The sequence below is a fragment of the Psychrobacter pocilloporae genome, from assembly GCF_029872915.1.
In the GTDB taxonomy this organism is placed as follows: Bacteria; Pseudomonadota; Gammaproteobacteria; order Pseudomonadales; family Moraxellaceae; genus Psychrobacter; species Psychrobacter pacificensis.
In genome coordinates, this window is the sequence record NZ_PGFT01000001.1 from 2,033,376 (window position 1) to 2,054,680 (window position 21,305).

The 21,305-nt window shown below is 37.0% G+C and carries 12 protein-coding genes and 2 pseudogenes; 3 read left to right on the top strand and 11 right to left on the bottom strand.

Annotated features, from left to right (window positions below; genetic code table 11):
• Positions 1 to 50: 50 nt before the first annotated feature.
• The gene (locus tag CUR83_RS08670; protein WP_284719486.1) at positions 51 to 1,067 is read right to left on the bottom strand and encodes a DUF4007 family protein; all 1,017 of its coding nucleotides are present in this window, start codon (positions 1,065 to 1,067) and stop codon (positions 51 to 53) included.
• Positions 1,068 to 1,231: 164 nt separating this feature from the next.
• Between CUR83_RS08670 and CUR83_RS08675 the strand changes: the two genes are divergently transcribed.
• Positions 1,232 to 2,389: a cysteine desulfurase family protein gene (locus CUR83_RS08675; RefSeq protein WP_284719487.1), complete on the top strand. Its 1,158-nt coding sequence runs from the start codon at positions 1,232 to 1,234 to the stop codon at positions 2,387 to 2,389.
• A gap of 280 nt (positions 2,390 to 2,669) precedes the next feature.
• Positions 2,670 to 3,190 (top strand): annotated as a pseudogene (locus CUR83_RS08680) (transposase); the annotation flags it as partial.
• A 20-nt stretch (positions 3,191 to 3,210) separates the two neighbouring features.
• Here the strand turns inward: CUR83_RS08680 and CUR83_RS08685 are convergent.
• Positions 3,211 to 4,376, bottom strand: a protein-coding gene (locus CUR83_RS08685; protein WP_284719421.1) for an IS3 family transposase whose coding sequence is annotated in 2 segments (ribosomal slippage) — positions 3,211 to 4,118 and positions 4,118 to 4,376 — 1,167 coding nt in all. Because the reading frame shifts where the segments join, the coding sequence is not laid out codon by codon here.
• A gap of 65 nt (positions 4,377 to 4,441) precedes the next feature.
• On the opposite strand from CUR83_RS08685, the pseudogene CUR83_RS08690 reads away from it, so the two are divergent.
• Positions 4,442 to 5,020: pseudogene (locus CUR83_RS08690) on the top strand (IS3 family transposase); the annotation flags it as partial.
• 328 nt (positions 5,021 to 5,348) lie between these two features.
• On the opposite strand, the gene CUR83_RS08695 reads toward CUR83_RS08690, so the two are convergent.
• The 9 genes from CUR83_RS08695 to CUR83_RS08735 form a co-directional block, all read right to left on the bottom strand.
• Complete coding sequence (locus tag CUR83_RS08695) at positions 5,349 to 10,604, bottom strand: ATP-binding protein (protein WP_284719488.1); 5,256 nt, start codon at positions 10,602 to 10,604, stop codon at positions 5,349 to 5,351.
• 73 nt (positions 10,605 to 10,677) lie between these two features.
• Positions 10,678 to 12,246: a hypothetical protein gene (locus CUR83_RS08700; protein ID WP_284719489.1), complete on the bottom strand. Its 1,569-nt coding sequence runs from the start codon at positions 12,244 to 12,246 to the stop codon at positions 10,678 to 10,680.
• Between the two features lie 2 nt (positions 12,247 to 12,248).
• Positions 12,249 to 13,964: a hypothetical protein gene (locus CUR83_RS08705; protein WP_284719490.1), complete on the bottom strand. Its 1,716-nt coding sequence runs from the start codon at positions 13,962 to 13,964 to the stop codon at positions 12,249 to 12,251.
• A 123-nt stretch (positions 13,965 to 14,087) separates the two neighbouring features.
• Positions 14,088 to 14,339 (bottom strand): integrase core domain-containing protein, encoded by a 252-nt coding sequence (locus CUR83_RS08710; RefSeq protein ID WP_284719836.1) that lies wholly within the window; start codon positions 14,337 to 14,339, stop codon positions 14,088 to 14,090.
• A 79-nt stretch (positions 14,340 to 14,418) separates the two neighbouring features.
• Positions 14,419 to 14,706, bottom strand: coding sequence for a DDE-type integrase/transposase/recombinase (locus tag CUR83_RS08715; protein WP_284719491.1), 288 nt, complete (start codon positions 14,704 to 14,706; stop codon positions 14,419 to 14,421).
• Between the two features lie 213 nt (positions 14,707 to 14,919).
• The gene (locus CUR83_RS08720; protein ID WP_284719492.1) at positions 14,920 to 15,051 is read right to left on the bottom strand and encodes a transposase; all 132 of its coding nucleotides are present in this window, start codon (positions 15,049 to 15,051) and stop codon (positions 14,920 to 14,922) included.
• 192 nt (positions 15,052 to 15,243) lie between these two features.
• A complete protein-coding gene (locus tag CUR83_RS08725; protein WP_284719493.1) occupies positions 15,244 to 18,375 on the bottom strand; it encodes a tyrosine-type recombinase/integrase in 3,132 nt (1,043 codons plus the stop codon).
• Positions 18,372 to 20,465, bottom strand: a complete 2,094-nt coding sequence (locus CUR83_RS08730) for a site-specific integrase (RefSeq protein WP_284719494.1) — start codon at positions 20,463 to 20,465, stop codon at positions 18,372 to 18,374. Before CUR83_RS08730 ends, CUR83_RS08725 begins: the two co-directional genes overlap by 4 nt.
• Before the next feature lie 130 nt (positions 20,466 to 20,595).
• Positions 20,596 to 21,156 (bottom strand): hypothetical protein, encoded by a 561-nt coding sequence (locus CUR83_RS08735; protein ID WP_284719495.1) that lies wholly within the window; start codon positions 21,154 to 21,156, stop codon positions 20,596 to 20,598.
• Between the last annotated feature and the right edge of the window lie 149 nt (positions 21,157 to 21,305).

Consider the following 21,305-nt stretch of genomic DNA (forward strand, 5'->3'; position numbering starts at 1 on the left):
CTATAATTAATTTATTAAAAATACCGTAATTAAATATTTTTCAGGACATATTAATGGCTATAGTCTTCATTTCGCATATGCTCTACGCATTGCTCAAAAATGGCATCGAGACTACTACCATCTGTTATTTGAAATTGGCGAATCCCAGCAGACTGAGTCCAAGTCAAAGAATATGTAGAGTCTTGTAGTTGCTCCGCGTAATCTATAATCGCATCTTCATCTAACATGAATACCCGACCTGGAGAGCATTCGTCATAAGTGCACATCTCTAGCGACAAGGTATCAGCTCCCCCATTATGTATCCGCCAACAGTTGATTAACGAATAAACGAAAACATGCAGCGTCAAAGAGTTCTTCTCACCTCGTAACGCTCTAATGTTTTGCTTATTAACACGAGTCAATAGCCCAAGCTCGACTAGCGGACCTTCTAATACATTTTCAAAATCGTCATTTGCTTTGCGAGTTTTTGTTGTGTAATTTTGAATCAAGCATTCAATATCTTTTTTTATTGTTGAATCTGAAGGAGCTGATAAACCATGATCTTTAAAAAACTCTTTCAATAATCGAGCAAATTCTTCTCGACTTAACTCTGACTTCGTATTGATATTGAACAGCCAATAGTAGGTCATTAAATTAGGGTTTGTGACAAGGCATAAATGCAATAGCCAAATGGTCGAAGGTGACTCTAAATAAGGATCTAAACCATGATCAGAAAAAATATTGACAGAGTTATAGAAATTATTGAGTTGCTTAGTTACATCTACAGTATCGTTTTTCGAAATTTCATCAATTATCGTAGTAGGCTGTGTATTATAATAAGCACTATTATCTCTGATAATCATGGCCGTCTGCGTTGACCAAAATCGCATAGCATTCAACATATTTTTACCAACACCAAAATCAGCAATAGCGGTATCTTGAGAAAAAACGTTGTCGATTTCTTCAGATTCTGGCTGTACTGCAATTTGATCATGGACTTTTTTCAACCAGCCATACCTTAATGGGAAAGTATCATGGCCTGAAAGAGTTGGTTTTATATTATTTATCAAAGATGCAAAGTAACGCATAAATTTCAATCAATCCATATAATTTTTAATAAACTTGTATAGTTGCTTTCTGCATTGGAACAAGTCTCCAATACAAAATTATATCATGTTACTATCTTTATGTAATGAGATTCTCTTTTTTTCACCCTAAAAACTATCCTATACAAATAAAAAATGAAAATATTATGAAAAACATATATTTAGACTACAATTCACACACCCCATGCGATATATCAGTTATCAAAGCTATGCAAGATATATGGTCTCAGCCTGGAAACCCTCACTCAGATGGACACTCTTTTGGGTGGAATAAACAAACATTAATCAGTGATAGCCTTAAGACATTCACTGATATATATGACTGCTTCGAGGAAGAACTGTTATTTACTTCAGGAGCAACTGAGGCCAATAATTTAGCTATCTATTCAGGCATTCCTATTGCCGAAAAAATGAACCCACAAGCAGACACCATCCTAACCAGTCACTTAGAACATAAATCCGTCTTAAGCCCGTTAGAGATAGCTGCTAGTAAACATGGTCTCAAACTACTCTATGTGGACATCACATCGAACGGTGTTATCGATTTACAAGATCTTCAGACCAAGCTTAAGCAGAATAATGTGCTATGGGTTTCTTGCACGATGACCAACGGCGTTATAGGAACAAGTCAGCCTATCTATCAAGTCGCTGAGCTATGCCAGCGCTACAATGCGATGCTGCATGTAGATGGCTCACAAGCAGGTTATCTAGATATCGCCTGTCATGACTTGCAAGTGGACTTTCTGACACTATCAGCTCATAAAATATATGGTCCATCAGGCATTGGTCTCTTGTACTCAAAGCATCTTCAGAACCCTGAGTTTATACCTATGATTTCTGGTGGCGGGCAACAAAATGGTTTACGCGCTGGCACCTTGCCTGTACCATTGATTATTGGATTTTCTGAGGCAGCTAAAATACTAGATGATAATAAAGAAACTGAAGCTTTACGGTTGAGAGAGTTGAGAGACACCTTGCTAGATGGTTTGAATCAAGCTCTTACAATCATAGTGTTTGGTGATTTGAATGAACGCCATCCTGGTAACTTATACTTAGCGATTAAAAACATTGATAGCATGCAACTTCTGAACAACATGCAACCCCACCTCGCTTTTTCGCTTGGCTCCGCTTGCGACGGTTTGAGTCGTGAATACTCACCTATTATGAAAGCGATGGGTATCCCAAAAGATATCGCTGAATGTGCATTTAGAATTTGTGTTGGTCGCATGACTACCATTGAAGAGGTCGAGCAAACAATAGCTATCGTTATTGATACGGTTAAAAAAATAAACAAGATGTCATAAAATTAAAGTTATTACATCTTATATCAATATTTTAGGATACTGTTATCTGATTTATAGAATGGTTGCTGGTATTTTTCATACAATCTATAAACTAGTCTTACTCTAATCTTTAGCTAAAGTATTACTATAACAAAGTAACTCTATTAAAATATCATTTTAAAAAAGCACACAAAAAATTCTGTGTGCTTCCTATTAGGATTTGAATCTATACTAAATGAGCTATGCTGAATAAACCGTACAACTAAACTTGGTAAACTAAGCGTATTAACCGGAGTTTATCATGACCAAGAAAGTAAGAACCTACAGTAACGAATTTAAAGCCGAAGCTGTTAAAAAGATAGCAGACAACAACGGCAATATTTCAGCGACTGCAAAGCAGATTGGCATCGCCATGCAGACCTTAACTAATTGGCACAGTAAAGCCAATCAAGGCAAACTTATCGGCACAGAACAATATGATCCTGAGCTTATGGCAGCTATTCAGGAAATAAAGCAGCTCAAGCGGCAACTTAAAGTGGCCGAAGAGGAACGAGAGATATTAAAAAAGACGACGGCGTACTTCGCGAAAAACAGCTAGTCAAGTACGCCTTTATCAAAGACAACCAGCAAGTCTTTAGCATTAGTAGCATGTGCCGCGTACTACAGGTTAAACCCTCAAGCTACTATGACTGGCTGGGTCGTCATATCAGCTGTCAGCAGGTACATCGTAATCAGTGCGAGTTATTGGTTAAAGCCGCTCACAATGAAACGAAAGAACGTTATGGCGTAGATCGACTGACCCATGCTGTCAAATCCGTAGAACCAAACTTGGGAGATTTTAATTACGCAGCCTGACGATAGTAGTCAAACCACACCTGTCTTGGCGCTCGATAGCCCAAGCCCTTTTGAATCCTAGTCTGATTATAATACAGCTCAATATACCCAATGATATCGCTAATGGCTGCAAACCTCGTTTTATAATCTTGATGATATACTAGTTCATTCTTCAAGACGCCCCAGAAGCTTTCTATAGGTGCGTTGTCATAGCAATTACCTTTGCCGCTCATTGAGCCTGTAAACTTATGCTGCTCGATAATCTTATGGTACGCATGGCTACAATATTGGCTACCTCTATCTGAATGAACAATCAGTCCTTGAGTAGGTCGTTTGTTCTTGATTGCCATATTGAGTGCACGGCATACTAAATCAGCGGTCATGCGCTTATTGATAGCGTAGCCGACAAGCTCTTTGGTGTATAAATCTTTCACTCCAGCTAAATATAACCAGCCCTCAGCAGTCCAGATATAGGTAATGTCGCTGACCCATGCTTCGTTAGGACGCTTAGCGTCAAACCTCTGATCTAAAACATTGTCATAGACCAGCTTGTTGTGGTTTGAGTCAGTAGTGACTTTAAAGCGCTTATGACGACGGCATTTGATGCCGTGTTCCTCTTTGATGCTTCTTACCATATACAGGCTAATGTTGTGGCCTTGTTTGCTTAGATGAGCATGCAATCGATCTACGCCATAACGTTCTTTCATTTCACTGTGAGCGGCTTTAACTAGTAGCTCGCACTGATTGCGGTGTACCTGCTGTTCGCTGATGTCACGACTTAGCCAATCGTAGTAGCTTGAGGGCTTAACGCTTAATACACGGCACATAGTAGTGGTGCTAAATATCTGACGATTGTCTTTGATAAAAGCGTACTTTACGGGCTGTTTTTCGCGAAGTACGCGGTCGCCTTTTTTAGAATCTCGCGCTCCTCTTCAGCCACTTTGAGCTGACGCTTGAGCTGCTTTATTTCTTGAAGAGCACTCATAAGGTCAGGATCATATTGCTCTGTGCCAACAAGCTTGCCTTGATTGGCTTTGTTATGCCAGTTTGATAGCGTTTGCATGGCAATACCTAACTGCTTTGCAGTAGCTGAGATATTGCCATTATTATCTGCTATCTTCTTGACAGCTTCAGCTTTAAATTCGTTACTGTAGGTTCTTAATTTCTTGGTCATGGTAAACTCCTATAATTGTGCTTAGTTTACCAAGTTTAGTTGTACGGTTTCTTCAGCATAGCTCACGACTGCATGCGTATCTAAGCGGACAAGGACATAATATTAGTCTATACATGGTCAGAAGCATCAAAGAGGAACACGGCATCAAATGCCGTCGTCACAAGCGCTTTAAAGTCACCACCGACTCTAATCACGACAAGCTGGTCTATCCAAACGTGCTCGATCAGAAGTTTGACACCAGTCGCCCTAACCAAGCATGGGTAAGCGATATTACTTATATCTGGACACATGAGGGTTGGCTGTACTTAGCAGGAGTCAAAGACTTATACACTAAAGAGCTGGTTGGCTATGCGATCAACAAACGCATGACTGCTGACTTAGTTTGCAAAGCACTAAGTATGGCAATCAAAAACAAACGGCCTAATAAAGGATTAATTGTGCACTCAGACAGAGGTAGTCAATACTGTAGCCATGCCTACCACAAGATTATCAAACAGCATCAATTTACAGGTTCAATGAGCGCTAAAGGTAATTGCTTCGACAATGCTCCAATAGAAAGCTTCTGGGGCACTTTAAAGAACGAGCTGGTATATCATCAGGATTATAAGACTAGATTTGCAGCGATCAACGATATTATTAGATATAGTGGATCCTAAATAAAAAGATTACAGCTTTTACGGCGTGCTACTGGGATGAATTTTATGCAGCCTCTGGAGTGACGAAGTCACACAACAAGCAAAGAAAATTTATACCAGTAGCACTGTATTTATTTTATAGTGGATCGACTATACATCGAGCTGTACTACAATCAGACTAGAATTCAAAAGGGTTTGGGCTATAAATCGCCAAGACAGGTGTGGTTTGACTATTATCGTCAGGCTGCGTAAGTAAAATCTCCCAAGTCAATGTCTACAGGTTTGACAGCATAGCTCAAAATAATTTCATTCATTAATTACAGCATCTAGTTTTTTATTATATACCTATGAAAAATGGATCAGATTGCCTATCATTAATATAGCTAGTAAAGCCACGCTCTTCTAGGGCAGTAATATCCAGTTTTCTTACGACTTCCTTAAACTGCCCTCTTTCATCTTCAATATAACCTGCAAAGAAACATTGACCTTTTTCAAGACTATTAAGGTGTTCAATCCAGTCACTTCTTCTCAGCTCAGGATGTATTTTAGATAATAAATCAGCAAAACTGCTTATTTCTGTAGTTGCAGGCTTAAAAAATAGTTTCGTAGAAGCTTGAAATAATCTATCCCTTTGTTCATTAGTAAAATTACTAACCGTTTGCGTTGCTAAAACCAAACTGATACCAAATTTTCTGCCTTCACGTAGTAGCTTATCAATTGGGGAGTCTGCACTATGATCAAGGTTTTGCATCTCATCTAACACAATTGTAATAGGCTTACTCTTGTGACCATGTTTTTGCACATATGCCCATAAATCCCACAAAACAAACTCAGTAATAATTCTCTGTAAATCTTTGGGAATCTGAGTGAGCTGAATAATTTGTACAGCGTGTTCCTTACGTACTTTATCTTCATACAAGTTAGTAGAAGCAGTATTATCAAAACAATTCATTTTTACTAAGGTACGAATTTTATTAGCAACACTTTCGCCCCGCGTACCTTCATCTTCTAAATCCTCAACAAATCCTTCTAAATCATAATGAGGGTTAGCTGTTAGCCCAGCTTCAAGTACCTTATCAATAATTGCAACTTGCTGGCTTCCAAAGTCTGAATATACAGAATCTAGAATATTTTTTACTCTAATCGCTACCTGAAAAGGCTTTTCTATAATAGTTTGGCCAGGGGAGATTTCTGTTGAGTAACTTTTAAATGGATTAATGGGCAATGGATTTTGTATGACGAAATACTCTTGGGGCTTACAGACATCTTGATATACAAGTTCTGATTGATGCTTCAAAAATCCATCTGTGTAATCAATAATAAAAGAAGAAACACCTGCTAATGCTAATTCAGAGAGTAAGCACTGGATTGCATACGTTTTGCCTGAACCCGAAGAGCCAAAAATAAGCAAATGCCGGTTACTTAGCTTCGCATGATTATATTCCCAATAAATTGCAGTATCTCTTCTACTTTCTGTCCCGATCATTATTTTTCTGTCTTCAATAGCCTCTACAGTATCAGATGTATCAGATGTATCAGATGTATCAGATGTATCAGATGTATCAGATACGGTACATTCGATCATCGCCTGACGTGTTGTCAATTTTGTAACAGATACATCGTCGAAAATAGAGCCGTCTGCACTACCTATATCTATAGTTGGCGTTTTAACAATAGACTTAAGGTCATTGTCATTGTCATTTTCTTTACTTATCAATTTTGTTTTGGGACCCGACAAACCTTGTGAATAAACATTATTTAGGATAGTTTTTTCAAAGCTGACTTCTGAGTATTTTCTAACAAAATACTTCTTTGAACCCTCTTCTAGATTATTAAACTCATCAGTATAGAATTTTTCTATTATCGAAGAATCATTACTATTATCTTCGGTATGGCATATCACTACACTGGACGTCCAATGGATTGCAAAATCACCTTCGCTTAATCGTTCAAGGGCAATATTCAGTTGTTGAGCCTCTGCCTGATTAATATGTGAACGTATTACTAAAGCCCTATGCAGCTGTCCCCACCAATATCTTCTATTATAGCCATTATTACTTTTTTTACTGTCTCTTGGCGCAAACAGTTTACTTAGATAATGTATGCTGGCCTCAATTTGATCTTCAGCTTTTTTTAACAAATCTGGCGAGCCAACTTTAGCTTCGACAATATGAGCACTCAATATAGGCTTATTATTTTGATCTAATTTCAGTGATAACTGCAATAAGTCTGCTCTATTATAGCTATCTTGTAATTTAAACCAGTGTTGGCATGAATCTAGAGGTATCCACTGGCTAAGTAAACAATCCTTTGGTTTAGAAATTGCTTTGATAGATAATGCATAGCCATACAAATTTCTTACAGCTTCATTATTACCTAAAACTGCTTTAATGTTAGCAACACCTGATAAAGACTCATTCAGACGTAATACTTCATCAATTAACTGTAATAGTGTTTCTTTATGAAGATAATGCATGATACCGGAAATATGATTATACATACTTTCCTTAAGCTTCTGTTGGGCATCGTGTGCAGTTGATAAAGTAACATTTAGCTCGCCATAATGACCATGACCAGAACTGAAACTGATAACTTTATGGTTTTCATTATTACCTTTCTGCAGTAGATTATAATCAAAGTATTCATCAATATTTACTACCCACTGCGATATCTGATGCAGCGTTTCAATAAACTCAATATCAGCTTGCTCATATTCCATTTTAGATACTACAAAATACTGCTCATTTTCACTTCGATTGGATACTTCGAGGTTAGCAGTCAAGTTTGCGTGTTCAGATTGGATGGCAATCTGTCGCTGACTAAGGCGTAGTTCGCGTAGATTATCTTGTTGTTGGATAATAGGTTTTGGATAGTAAATAATCGGAAAGATTAAGCCACGATCCTCATTTGATTGTAAGGATATAATAGGTGCTGGATCAGTCTTACCATAAGTTCTATTTTGTAAAAAGCTAAAATTAAACACCATATCAAAGCAACCAAGACCCGTTGCATCTTGTATTTCAAGTATTGACTCTAAACTTCTTTTAATATGAGCTACTTCAGAATTAAAGTGGCTAATTTTTAATTCTATAACCTTGTCCTTTTTAGCAAACTTATCGACTAAATCTTCTTGCCAGTTTTTTAATGTATTCACTGCAGTTAATTTAGATAAGCCAATGGTATAGACTGAAATATGTAATGAATAATGAATACGATTTGGGTCTTTGATTAGAGAATCTTGGCAATACTTCGTTACTCCAGCTAGTAGCGAGGATAGATTCGTTACATTTGTTGCTAATATACGTAGTCCATCTTTTGCATGAAAGTAGACCTTTTGGTAATCATTGAGTGTATTATAAACAATACTTTCTTCAGGAGTGATAGGTTGCACATCCTGAGTGTCTTCATCATCATCACTTTCTTTCAGCAAAGCCTGTACAGATAAGTCGATATTATCATCAAGTGGTTTACCAATATAATGCAGCCAACCAAAAGACTTCGCATGAGTACTAATACCCTGTTTTTGTTTTAGCGCAAGGATTGGTGTTTCAATCTCAGACTGAACAAAAACATCATCAATACTATTTTTGTTAAAAATATAGTCTGAACCACTATATATATCAGAAACAGCAAAAGTAATGAAATCTATCTGAGCAGAGACTAACTCAAATACTGCCGGATGATAAGCATTAATTAATACTCCCTCTATTGCATTAAAACCACTATGACCTAAACTTTCGGTCATAAAGAAACCATAATAGAATCTTTCTTTAATATCTTGTGCGATATAGGCTTCAGATGCCATTATCTTTTTTAATACGGAGCTATAGGCATTTAAAAGTATTTTAGATTGATTTCTGGCAACATATAATCCTTCATCGACAACACTTTCTAGTAAACTTATGTAGGTGTTGCTTAAATCCCGAAGTGATAACTGAATACCTTCAACCTGTGAAAAATCATAATCTCTGAAAATATCAATGACTTTCATATCACTCAAGCCTAGACTTGTTAATCGACAAGCCTCTTCTTGATTTGAAGCATGGTAAATTGCTTGATAGATTTGTTTATTCATTACTAATATAGGTAAAAGACAACCTTTATCAGTCTCTATTTTTTGTAGTATTGTTTTTGCGATTTGAACATGTAACCGCTCGATCTGAAACTCTGATAGCTTCCATTTAAACAGATATACTTCAGTACTCTCTCCAATTATCTTTGTCTCAAAAACTACATGTGGATTGGAGGTGGACGAACGATAGGTGGTATCTTCATCAAGTGGTAAAAAATCCACCACACAATTTTCGATCGCTAAATCTAAATTCCCGATATAAACCTCTATACCACCCAACACTCCTTTCAATACAGATCTAGCCAGCTCATCTTTATTTATATTATTATTTTGAGCATCTTTACTATTGAAATCGTGCTGAAAATGCTTGATTCTAATAGTAACTAGCGAAATACTACGAGATTGATGCTCATTACTAAATCTCTCTAAGGAAAAATTTAAACCTTTACATACAGCTTCAAAGCTATGGCAATTGAAAGAAGGTATGCTTGTATTAGAAGAAGTCTCCTTCTTTTCTTCTTTTATATTTAAAGCTTTTAATATAGGCAATAAGTCTGTTTCAATGAGCTTTAATTTGCAATCATTATCTGCATTGAGAATAAATTTTTCGATGTAAGAAAAATAGAGCTTAACATCTATTTTATTACCTGATATATCAGATACTTTAACTTCAGAATTTTCCAGTAAGTATTTTCTGATTTTATCAAGATCTTTTGTTTTTTTACCACCTTGATTATATAGGCGATGAGAAATAAATTGATGAGCAGCTTTTAAATATTGATGGCCTTTTTTATTCTTAAACAGCTTTATATCATCCTCGACATGTAGATAAGGAAGACCTAAGTTAGTTAAGCTTGAGAATAAACTACATAACAAACTATCATAGTCTTCACTATATTTGTTATTTGAAGAATACTTCGCTAACCATTCTTCAAGTAAGTCTGCTTTTTGACTCAATGTCAGAGGTACTAGACTGTTTATCAACATTAAATAATCATTTAGCTGATTATAATGTTGCTCTCCAAGCGTTAGACCTTCGTTTTCAGCTATTTCTTTTAACCATTTATTATAATTACCTCCTAATGAATCCCAAACTTTGTTACTTGTACAAACGAAGAAATCGGCGAGTCCTCCTTTATCAGTTGTATGATCAATACCTACTAGTAGAACAAATAGTCTTTCAACGCCCTCATCAACAGTTGTTCTATTACGATACCAAGTTAACTTATCTTCTTCATCTAACCATGAGTTAAGTCTTAGTCTAGTGAAAGCTTCAGTATCATTACTACTTAGCTTTAAAGTCTCCCAATACTTAACCAAACCATGAGCGACCCTTAAATATGATGCACAAACACTTAAAGGATATAATACTGTCATTTTTTCAAAAATTGACAGTACCTGATTAGGCATTAAACTTTGAGTGATAATTCTAGTTTCACCAGCATGAGTCAATGAATTATCAATGATATTTTGTAAATAGTCAGTATAAGCAGATAAAAACAACTCACTTGAAAGGTTCATAATTATTTCTTCTTTAATCATTTATTTTTTTATTTAATAGCTGAAGCCGATTAATCAGTGATCTAGATAAACCTTAAGGGTTATTAACTATTGAAATAGCATCTGATAGCTCGATTAACAATCCAGACTGCTTCAGACTTTCCTCTACCCAGCTAACATCTATATTAATTACTGAATCATCATTACGCTCTAATTGCCATGCAATAGCTTCTTGAATCTGTTGACCTTCTATCGCAATACCAAAATGGGTATAAATTCTGCTCAAAAAATCATTAAGTTTAATACGTGTACCACTTTCAATTAGAGAATACACAAACAATCTTATTAGGCTAGGCGTTAGTATAAAACGTTGTCCTGAACCTTTGTATGGAATTACCAACCCTATATTTTTTGACATTCTTCTAAATACGTCTGAGCTATGTTTATCAACTTGCGTATAATCGCCTGGTTTAAGATTTTTCTCTTTGCCAACTGAGCGCATTACTCTATAAATAATTTCTTCAGACTTACTAAAAGAAGATTCGGCCAGTTTTCTTACATTATCTTTAGTAGTCGCGCTCGGATTGCATACAATCCACGCATAATTTCCGTGATAGTTGTTAGTTGTGTGATTATTCTGATCAATTTGGGTAGAACGAGCCATAATAGAGCGTAAAACTTGGAGTACACAAAGCTGCTGTAAGAGCTCGATTTTTTCAAGCTTGCTTATTTTAGAGCTTAATAAATTGAGCATTTCATTAGCAAATAGAAAGCCTTCGATAATATAACTCTTCGGAATAGTTGCCAAAGTAGCTGAACGATTATCGTTATCTTCAATATCATATTCACTTAAGGTGCTTTCTACAAAGTTGCAGATTTCCTCTAGTTGATGAGTTTCATCTTTTAATAGTTTTACTAGCGTATTCTCAAGCTTCTGCTTTAAATTTGGCAAGTTAAATTCTAAATGTTGATAAACAGCATTTTGCTCAATTTTCTGCAATGTTGATCTAATAGCAATATCGTTAGTAAATAAAAATGCTATCTGCAAAAATAATGCTTCTCCACCTCGAGCCATAAAATTATGACGATCTAATTGGAAACGTTCAGCGCTATCTGACCAACTTCCATATTCTTCAGAAGAATGTGGCCAGGTTACCTCTCTTCCAAGAAAACTAGGGGTGATTGGCATAAAACTATAAGTAGACCACGTTCGGTTATTAGCAACACCAACAAAGCCATATAGCAAATTTTGTAGTGTATTTACCAAGTTATTTTTTTCAGCATCAGAAAGACCTCGCTGAGTTTTAGCTCCTAACTCATCTAAAGCGTCTAAAAAAGATTGTTGATGAATAGGGTGACGCGTATCCAGCTTTGATTGACTAAAAAAACTAAAAAGTTTGAGTGGAATTCTGGACTTTGGGAAATAATATCTACTATCTTCACTAACATTAAATGAGTTTTCACTTTGGTTCATTTTGAGTTCATCGGTATCAACCTTTTTTTCACTCTTTTTAGAATGAAAGACTAAAAGGAATTCTGATAAATACTCTATAGGAGTTTGGTCAGCTAAGAATCTTCTACCATAGACTTGAATAGCAATATTGGTTTTACTATCAGCTCTAAAGCTAGCACTAGGGAATTGAATTGCATTAATATCAGTCATTACTACCCTTCCATTCTAATAATCTTGTGATTGCCCGATTGTTCAAAATATATTTCTAATTTATTAACACTCTCATCAGACTTCATTCTAACCAGAGTAATTGCATCGTCATCAACATCTTGAGCATAATCAATAAGGCTTAATTTAAAACGTTCTAACTGAGCCTTATAGATAGGATTTAATGATTCGGTAACATCTCCAATCACAATATTTTCAATGTAATCTAATAGTGGCAAGCTTAAGTCTAAGCGAACATTTTCTGAATCTTTTGGTTTTTTTAAGTGTATAAAAGGCAGCTGTTTTTGATTATCGTAATCAATACGAAAGGAGTTTTTAGCAATACTACAAACCATTAATTGAGCGATCTGAAATACTGAAGAATCTGAACGCTTTAGCGTGATATTGATATTATCCTTATCATCTGAACCCGAATAAAATAAATTCAATGCTTTCTCACATAACCTCTTAACTCTTCGGGATTCATTATTAAAACTATCAGGGTTTATTTGCCAGTTATTGAATTTGTATATGCTAGTGGAACCCAAAAATAGAGACTTAGTGTTTTTATTCTCATTAACACCATACATAAATAGAATTCTACGTAACGCGGCTTTTTCGTGATGGGACTCACTTTTCTTGTCGTTTTTGATATATTCTATAATAATAGACTTTAAAGGCTCACTGACTAACTCAAAGTTGCTCTCATCTGTAATAAAACTCTCAACTTCTATGCCTGTATATTTGCCAGCATGAATTCGAGAAACTAGATCTATGGCTTTCAAGTCTTTTGCTTTATGCCAAATCCTATTACCAATGTAGCCGAAAAAAGTATCGCTAAATAATAGAGTTTCAGCACTATTCTTAAATGGCATATCATCATTTGATAGGCTCATACCAGCAGTCAAAGAAACGCTTAGATGCGCTAACATCTGCCGCAAAGTCATACGCTTTTCATAATTCAGTAGATATAAATATGTTAAGCGAATACTTTCTTCGACATCTTGATAGTGATTTTTGATGGTGCAATAGTTAATACTAATAGGATGAGTGGGATGTTTTTGTATGATTTGCTGCCACTCTGGATGGTTAATAATATTTTTGAAAATATTCAAGGCTACTTCTATATTATTTAACTTAGCAATATTTACAATATAAAATTCTTTTGAGTTGACGTTATCTAATTTCAAGTTACTTATATCTTCAATAGCAATATCTTTATCAAGAAATTCCAGTATTTTAGATTCTATTTCATGAGTTTTAAAATTGGAAGTCCAATTAGTCTTTTCCAATGAGCTAGCAATTGAAGTTAACAAAGGGCCTGTATTACTTACAATCAACCAATTTCCTGATGAGTTAAATGCTTTTCTTAACCAACTTTTTCTATCTTCTAAACTTAGTTCACTCATATCCTTGAGTACGTTTAATTCATTTTTTTCGAGATATTCGTGCTCTTTGAATTGATATTCTTGTGGATACTCTTCTTTACCTAACTCTCTCAGCAACTCGAATGCTATTGTAGATTTCCCATCCCCTGCATGGCCGGTCAGAATGATGATAGCATCCTGATCTTTAGAAATAATTGATTTCAAAGACTCAACAATGGGAAAAGGATGATATATGTCTTTAAAGTAAGATGAGTTAACTTGAGATTCTGCAAGGCTGTTCGTACCTGAAGCATTAAGATTATGAAGCGAATTAATATAATTTATGAGTTCCATGGTGACTACTTAATATATGGTTTTAGAGTTAAGTTACTATTGATATCAAATTCATATTGACTTATGTGCAACTACTATTATTTTTAAGTAGCCCTCATAAATAACAAACAGTGTAGTGGTCAACTAATTTAGGACTAATAAGAGGTTTTGATTAAGGTAGCGTCTCTCTGTCTCTAATGGTGTTAAAGAGTTGTTGAAGCTGGGCGGTCTCACAGCTTGATAATAGCCCCAAATATAGTCAGTGATAGCACTTGATGCTTCAGCAATATCTTCGTAGCCGTCCTTTAGCATCCACTCCACCTTGAAGCTTCTAAAGAAGCGTTCAGTTGGGGCGTTATCCCAACAATTTCCTTTTCGGCTCATACTTTGAACCATGCCATGACAACTTGCGACTGACTCAGCGAACTGCTTGCTGGTGTAATGCGTACCTTGATCAGAGTGAAACAGCACTCCATTAGGCTTGAGTCTCGTCTGATACGCCAGCTGAGGCAGTCAAAAAGCTATCAGGAGAGTCTGAGACGCTAAAGCCCACCACGCGCCGTGCAAACAGGTCTAGAACGACAGCCAAGTAACACCAACCGCCTTTGATACGGACATAGGTTACATCACCTGTCCAGACTTGATTAGGCGCTTCGGGGCTAAAGTTGCGACCTAAGATATTGTCATGGGTTTTGTGTTCTTGATCAGCTTGCTTGTATTTATGCGTCTTGAGCTGACAGCTCATTAGTCCCATGCCTTTCATAAACTTAGATGCTAGGTAGCGCGTCAACCGAATCCGTGCTCATTCCATAATATGGCGATAATGGTACGAGCGCCTGCTGAATGCTTAGAATCGTTGAATATCCTACGTATCAGGGCTTTTAATTTAACGAGTTTATATCTATAGGCTTAGATTGTATACCATAGTAGTCACTGCTTCTGACTACACCAAATAAGTCACATAGCTTGCGTGTGCTCAGTTGTCTAAGGTGGAAGTACCAATGCCTAGCGACTGGGCAACCTCAGCAACTTTGCGTTTGTGCTCAATGACTAAGCTAATGGCTTCTAACTTGAATTCTCGGGTGTATTTTTGGCGTTTGGTTGTCATACTAATTATCCTCTTTGGGGTAGTATAACCTCTTAAACATGGTCCGATCTAATTATGCCACTACACAGTTGTTATGTTATCATTAAAGTTAAGATTATCCTTCCGAAAATGCATTTTTTCTATAAAAAACCTTCATTATTCTGTTTAGCTGATGTCCCTTGCTGTCAAATTCATATACATAAGATAGAGCTATCAATCACTCAAACCATCAACAACCAGCAAAAAATGCAACACATAACTCATCAAAGCCGAAGACAGCTTTGCTTTGCCCTTTTGCTTAAGTGGACTAATAACCATTAGTGCATAACCGTTATAGGTGCCTGTGCTTGTAACCTCGCCTTCAAAACTAGGGACTTTTTGTCTAAACTCTTCTATACGTTTAAGCTGAGCAGCTTTATTGACAACAGGACGATACGCTTTTTTATTCTTCTCATTGATATAAGGCTCAGACTCAATACAGCTGATATTTACCCGCCAATGCTTGCTGGGTAGAATTTGACACATGGTTTTTAGATAGCCATAAAACAGCTTTTTTTGCTTAAAGCTAAAGCGAATCTCACTCTTTGAAGTATTGGTTTTCTCGTAAAACACCTTAAGCATTTGCTTTATTTCACGCCTGCTTGCTTTGGATGTATAAAGCACCTCAAGGTTATCGAAACATTGATACACCAGCGCTTGCTCTTCATGATAATGCAGCGGTGTTGGCGCGATTAAAACATGGTCAGAGCGCTGTTTACGTCTTTTAGAGATAAGCTTATGATTAAGCGTTCCATCATCATTTCTCACCAATCTCAATGCGCGCTCATAAATCATCAATGCGTCATCATACCCAAAGTTTAAACTGCTAGCTTCCCCTAGCGTTTGCCCATCCTCTATATCGCATAACAGCTTTTCTATCATTTCACGGCTATAGCTACCAAATAAGGCTGAAGGCTGTTTTTTGACAGTGTTGCTAGTATGGCTAGTTGAATAAGGTGCTTTTGCTTTATTAGTAAATATTAATTTTTCACACTCAATCTTACGATTCACGTATGGTCTGATTTGATTGAGATGAACCTTGTCATCTCTACTCTCTAAAGCAAGTGGATTATGCTGTTTTAGATCCATACGACTGGTGCCAATCAGCTTGTTTACCACATGTAAAGGTAGAGTCAATTTAGCCTGCTGTAATTGGTGGCTTGCAACAAGATCAGCAACATGTATATAAGAGCTAAAAGTAGTGCTAAGGTCAGCATGACCTGCAAACTCCATCAGTGCATCCCAGTGATTGGTCGAGAAACGACGCTTTTTACCTAAAAAGTGTGTTTTAATAGTGTTGATTTGCGTCTTCTCATAATCTGTAAACTGCTGAGCAAACGTAGGATCGCATCTGAGTATAAACGCCATATTAGATATCGCATTATGGCGAAAGCTGTGCAGGGTTAGATCATGGTAAGCGGTATTTTCTAAAATACGTTTTAACGGCTGCTCTATACCATAACGAGATATGACAGCGGCTTGATATGCTAGCGTAAATAAGTAGCGAGACGACTGACTCTCTTTTAGATGAAAGAGTTTTTTAAATTCTTCTAGCTCTTCTGGCAAAAGCAATACTGACAAATGAATTCGGCGCGTACCGTCATCTGATTTCAAATCACGATGGGCGTTAGAGCGAACAATAACGTTGTATTCCTTAAATCCTTGATTGTCGTATTCAATATCTTTAACTTGTAGCCCTAATACTTCACTGATACGCATGCCGGTACGGTATAGCAATATTATGACGATACTAAGCGCTTGTTTGTAGTGGTCACTCAGCGTCTTTTGCTCAGCGATACAATTAAGAATAACGTGATAAACCTGATTCGGTATGAGATAACTAGACACTATTTGCGGATCGCCGCCGCCTCTGATGTCGATATTAGGCGCTTGGTAATGCTTCTTTAAAGAGTAATGCAATGAGCAAACAACCGTTTTGGTAAACCCTAATTTGTTTGGGTTTTTCTCGGCAATAATTTCGTTATATAAATAGTGGTAGTCATGTTTAGACAAGCGTGAAAAATCAGCGGTACGTGTCCCTGCGATAAAACCATTACCGACCTCAGATAAATACCGCTTTAAGGTATTGATTTTATTACCGCTGGTGAGTAAGTCTATCATCCATCTCACCAGTCGTTCTTGATTGGGATATAGGTTTTGGGTCAATAAATCTAATAGCTGTGGTTTAACTTGTTTTTTGTCACTGTTAAGTATGCTGCGTATTTCTTTAACTGCATCAGATCTAAAGCGTGCGACTTTGATAGTATCAAGTGAGTCCTCAGCGCTATTACTAGATTCAATCACTAATTTACTGACGTGTTCATCTGACAGCACTGCCTTGGGTATTTTAATACTCTGAAAATATCTCAGCCACTGCGCTATTGGTAGTGAGGTTTGCTTTTGCTGGCCTGTTAGCACTTGTACTAATTGAATGTCTAGATGCACGTCTGGCATAGTTTGCCAATAGATGGCAATGTGCCGTAAGTAGTTAGACTTCTGGATAGATCTAACTGAGAAGTCCTCTCCAATATACTCCCCTAGCCTTCTTATCACTTGATGGTATTTGGGAAACTCGTTTTGCGCTTGATACTGGCGCTGTAGTTTGAGCAGCCATAAACGGCTAATGTCATCTACGCTAATAAGGCGTGTGAGATATACCTCATCTAACTCGTTTTCTGTAGTCACTACCTCATTGCCATACTCAGGTGATAATAGCCTGATCGGCATAATAAGCAGGTCATCAGCCATCTGGTAAATAGGCTTTTTTTGTTCTAAATGATCGTAAACCCCTTTGAGTATCTCTTCATCGTTATAGCCTGCAAAACTAATAAGTGAGAAGAAAAACCAGCTGACGCTCTCAAGCAACGAAAAGGTATTCCTTTGCCGCCACTTATCAAAGGCTTGTGCAACAATGCTCTGGGCTTTAGATAAATATAGAAACGTCTCAAAATCATTGGTATTTTTAGGGCGCTGAGGACGTACAGCAATAATGGGTTTTGGCAGTAACGGCAGGTGTCTTTTTTTACGCGTATCATTAATTTTATCAAAAAAGCGCATGCGCTCGAAGAGTGCAAATGGTAGTAGATGCGCTGACACAGTTTGCTCAATCTCTTTGTAGAGAGATTCGTATAAATCGTAAATCTGCTCATCCGTTATCGCATCTGCTGATTGGTTTTCCTCAATAAAGGTATCCCAAGCGTTTTGACAAAGCTCTTTTGTATGCTGCAGTGCTTGTTTGCGTCGATCTTGCGCTTGTTCTGAGCGTCTTAAGTGTCCATATTGACTATCCGGCTGTATCCTTGTCATAGTTTTGCCTGCTCTAATTCTAGCTCTACTGCCAATTGCTGGTAAGATTTTTTAGCGTCTATTATATGCCCTATAGACAGTGTTGAGCTTTTTCGCCACGCTTCTTGACCCATCATTTCATGACCAAAAATCGCCAGTATGACTGCTTCATCTACTCTCTGCTCATGTAAAAACCGTTGTCCCACATGGCGGGGCCAATCTGGCTTAAAACGGAAATTGTCACCTAACTCTTGAATAATGATAGCTGGTCTGAGCGCGTGGAATTTACCTTTCTTATCTATAAAGTTGAGTAGCGGCTTTTGGTAATCAAAGATCTTATTCACTTCGATACCGATGTTAGTATCTAAACGTCCATAACGCTGAGCAAAGCTTTTCAAGTAACTTAAAAAACTTTGGATAGCCTCATACAGAAATGAGCAAATAGGCACTAAGCGCTGACTACTCGCTGTCGCTCGTTCTTCCTTATCAGAGATCCAAACGATACCTGCCTCAAGGTTCATTTGGTTGAGATAACCAGGCGCACCTTCTACTGCTCTTATTGAGGTCAGCAGAAGAGATACATGCCATAACCATAAGTTATAAAAATTAAACTTTTCCCTATAGTCTTGGGTAGTTACTACCTTTTGCTGTAGGTAACTCATAAATTGTTTCACTATTGGATAGTCAGGACTGTTTTGACTACCTATAGCCTCATCACTTGGTGCGACCTTGGATAGATAATCAGCCACGCTAGTTTTGTTTTTATAACAGCGGTCAGTGAGAATTTTAATCGCACTATAGTAAACCTTTTTTACCTCTTCAATCGCATGCGAGCTATACCAAATATCTGCTCTTTTTTTGCTATTTCGTGAGGTAATAATAGTGGCCAGTTGAGTGCTACTGACTTCATAAATTAGAATGGTGTAGAGCGACTTTTCAATCCTACCTAAGCTAATCAATGGAAGCCTTAATGTTGTTCTTAAATCAGCAATGACTTCATTGATGTGTGCTGAATCTGGGTATCCTTTATAGGTCAAAAAAATGCCTAATGTCTCAGGTAATGGTAGTTTGAACTGCGTTAACCGATTAGAAATGACAGACTCTATTCCAGCTGTTCTAATGCGTAGCGGGGTAATGTCTAAATCAATAATGAACTCATACTTTGACTTACGAGCGCTGATATCAATGATTTCTTTGTCATTGTTATTTATATCTTCAGCGAGTCGAGCGACTGAATGACCTGTGTATAAAGACAACAGTAAATAAGCAATCGCGCGCTTTTTATCCCTATCGCTTTCACCATCACTATCTTCATCAAACCACTGCCACAATCTAGACACCATGTTCTGAATGGCTGTTATCGGTAGTTGTCGAATATTACTACTTACAAATCGCTCGTTTTTATTTGCATGCGCGAATTTTGCGTGTGTCCTTCGGTAAATCTGATTTGTTGAGAATTTCTCAGTTTCTTTTAGCGTTGTCTGCTCAATATAGTTAAAATCAGGGATTGGGTTGTCTAATCGCTCACGATTAATGTCGTTGTTATTTTTTGTCGGCTCAAAACCTATAACCGATACTAACTCATCTGTATCACCATCCACATCCGTTTGTGTGATGTGCTCTATTTTTGGCGCATCAATTTTACTCTGCTTAGTCTGTTTTCTGCCGGAGGAGGTCCGCGTTATGCTACTTTTATTATTAAACGCAAAATCAATGGTTCGATATATTTTACTAAAAGCCTTGAGTTCAACATTATTTTTACTCTCAAGCTCATCTCGATAATTCTCAAAATTTCTGTACATGGCCTGCAAAGTATCAGCCTGCAGTGTTACGTAACAGTGTTGCCAGATCTCATGGTTACTACTTGTTGGATTCATCCACTTCCGAGCTTCAGCAGTAGTCTCACTAATGCGGTTAGGTAATTCATTTTGAGAAAAATAGATAAGTAGATGACATAATTTTGCAACCCATAGCCATTCTTTACTTGGATTATTGATATCAAGACTTGGTAGATGATAAGTACTAGCGATGAAGGCTCGAGTGATATTTTCTGGCTTAGTCAGCTTATGCTTATAGGATTGGTATATTTTCTTGAGATGCGCTGAGGCCAAAGGTTTTGACTGCTCTGCCTCTACGCTGATGCCCATAAAGTCATTTGAGACTAAACTGGCTACGGTTATAAAGAAATCACGTATATCGGCGGTATAGATGTCCTCCATATTTGGTATTAGTGTCTCTACGTTAGTTGTTGTTGTCATAGAGAACCTCACCAATTAGTTCAGAAAAAGTTGGAATCGTAGTAAGCTGCTGATTACGATATAGACTGGTTTGGTAGTCATAGTGGTGACGCTTGAGACCTTTAATATCTAGAATGTGCTGTATGGTCAAAGGTTTATTAAATAGCGCTTGTTGTATCTGAGCCGGCATACTACTTTTTATAGCCTCAAAAATTCTTGGGTTAATGGGATCTACATCGGTAAACTCATTCATAAGACAAGACCAAGCGCGTCTCTCAATCTCTGCTTTAGAAGGATTTACTTTTCTAATAGATATTTGAGTTCCGTTCAGTAGCAAACATGCATCCTTAAAATTCTCAAAAAAATAATACAGCTCATTTATCTCAACAACTTCTAATAATATTGATCTATCTGTAGAGAACGCATTAACCTTAGCATCAAACAATTCGCAGAATATCTGATACGGCTTAAAAGCGCATTCATGCGCTATCAAATTACTATTCACGGTAAAATTTCCGACTCTTCGACTCTTCGACTTATTTGCCTGCTCAACGGGCTTCGCCATAATCAATAACCTATATGTCAGAGGCATATACCACAAAAATCAATTACCTTCGCTAGGGTAGACATGCTAAAATATCTTTGGTTGGTGTCATAATACTATAATAACACAGTGTCCAAAGATATATTTATACCTGCAATATACTTATTATT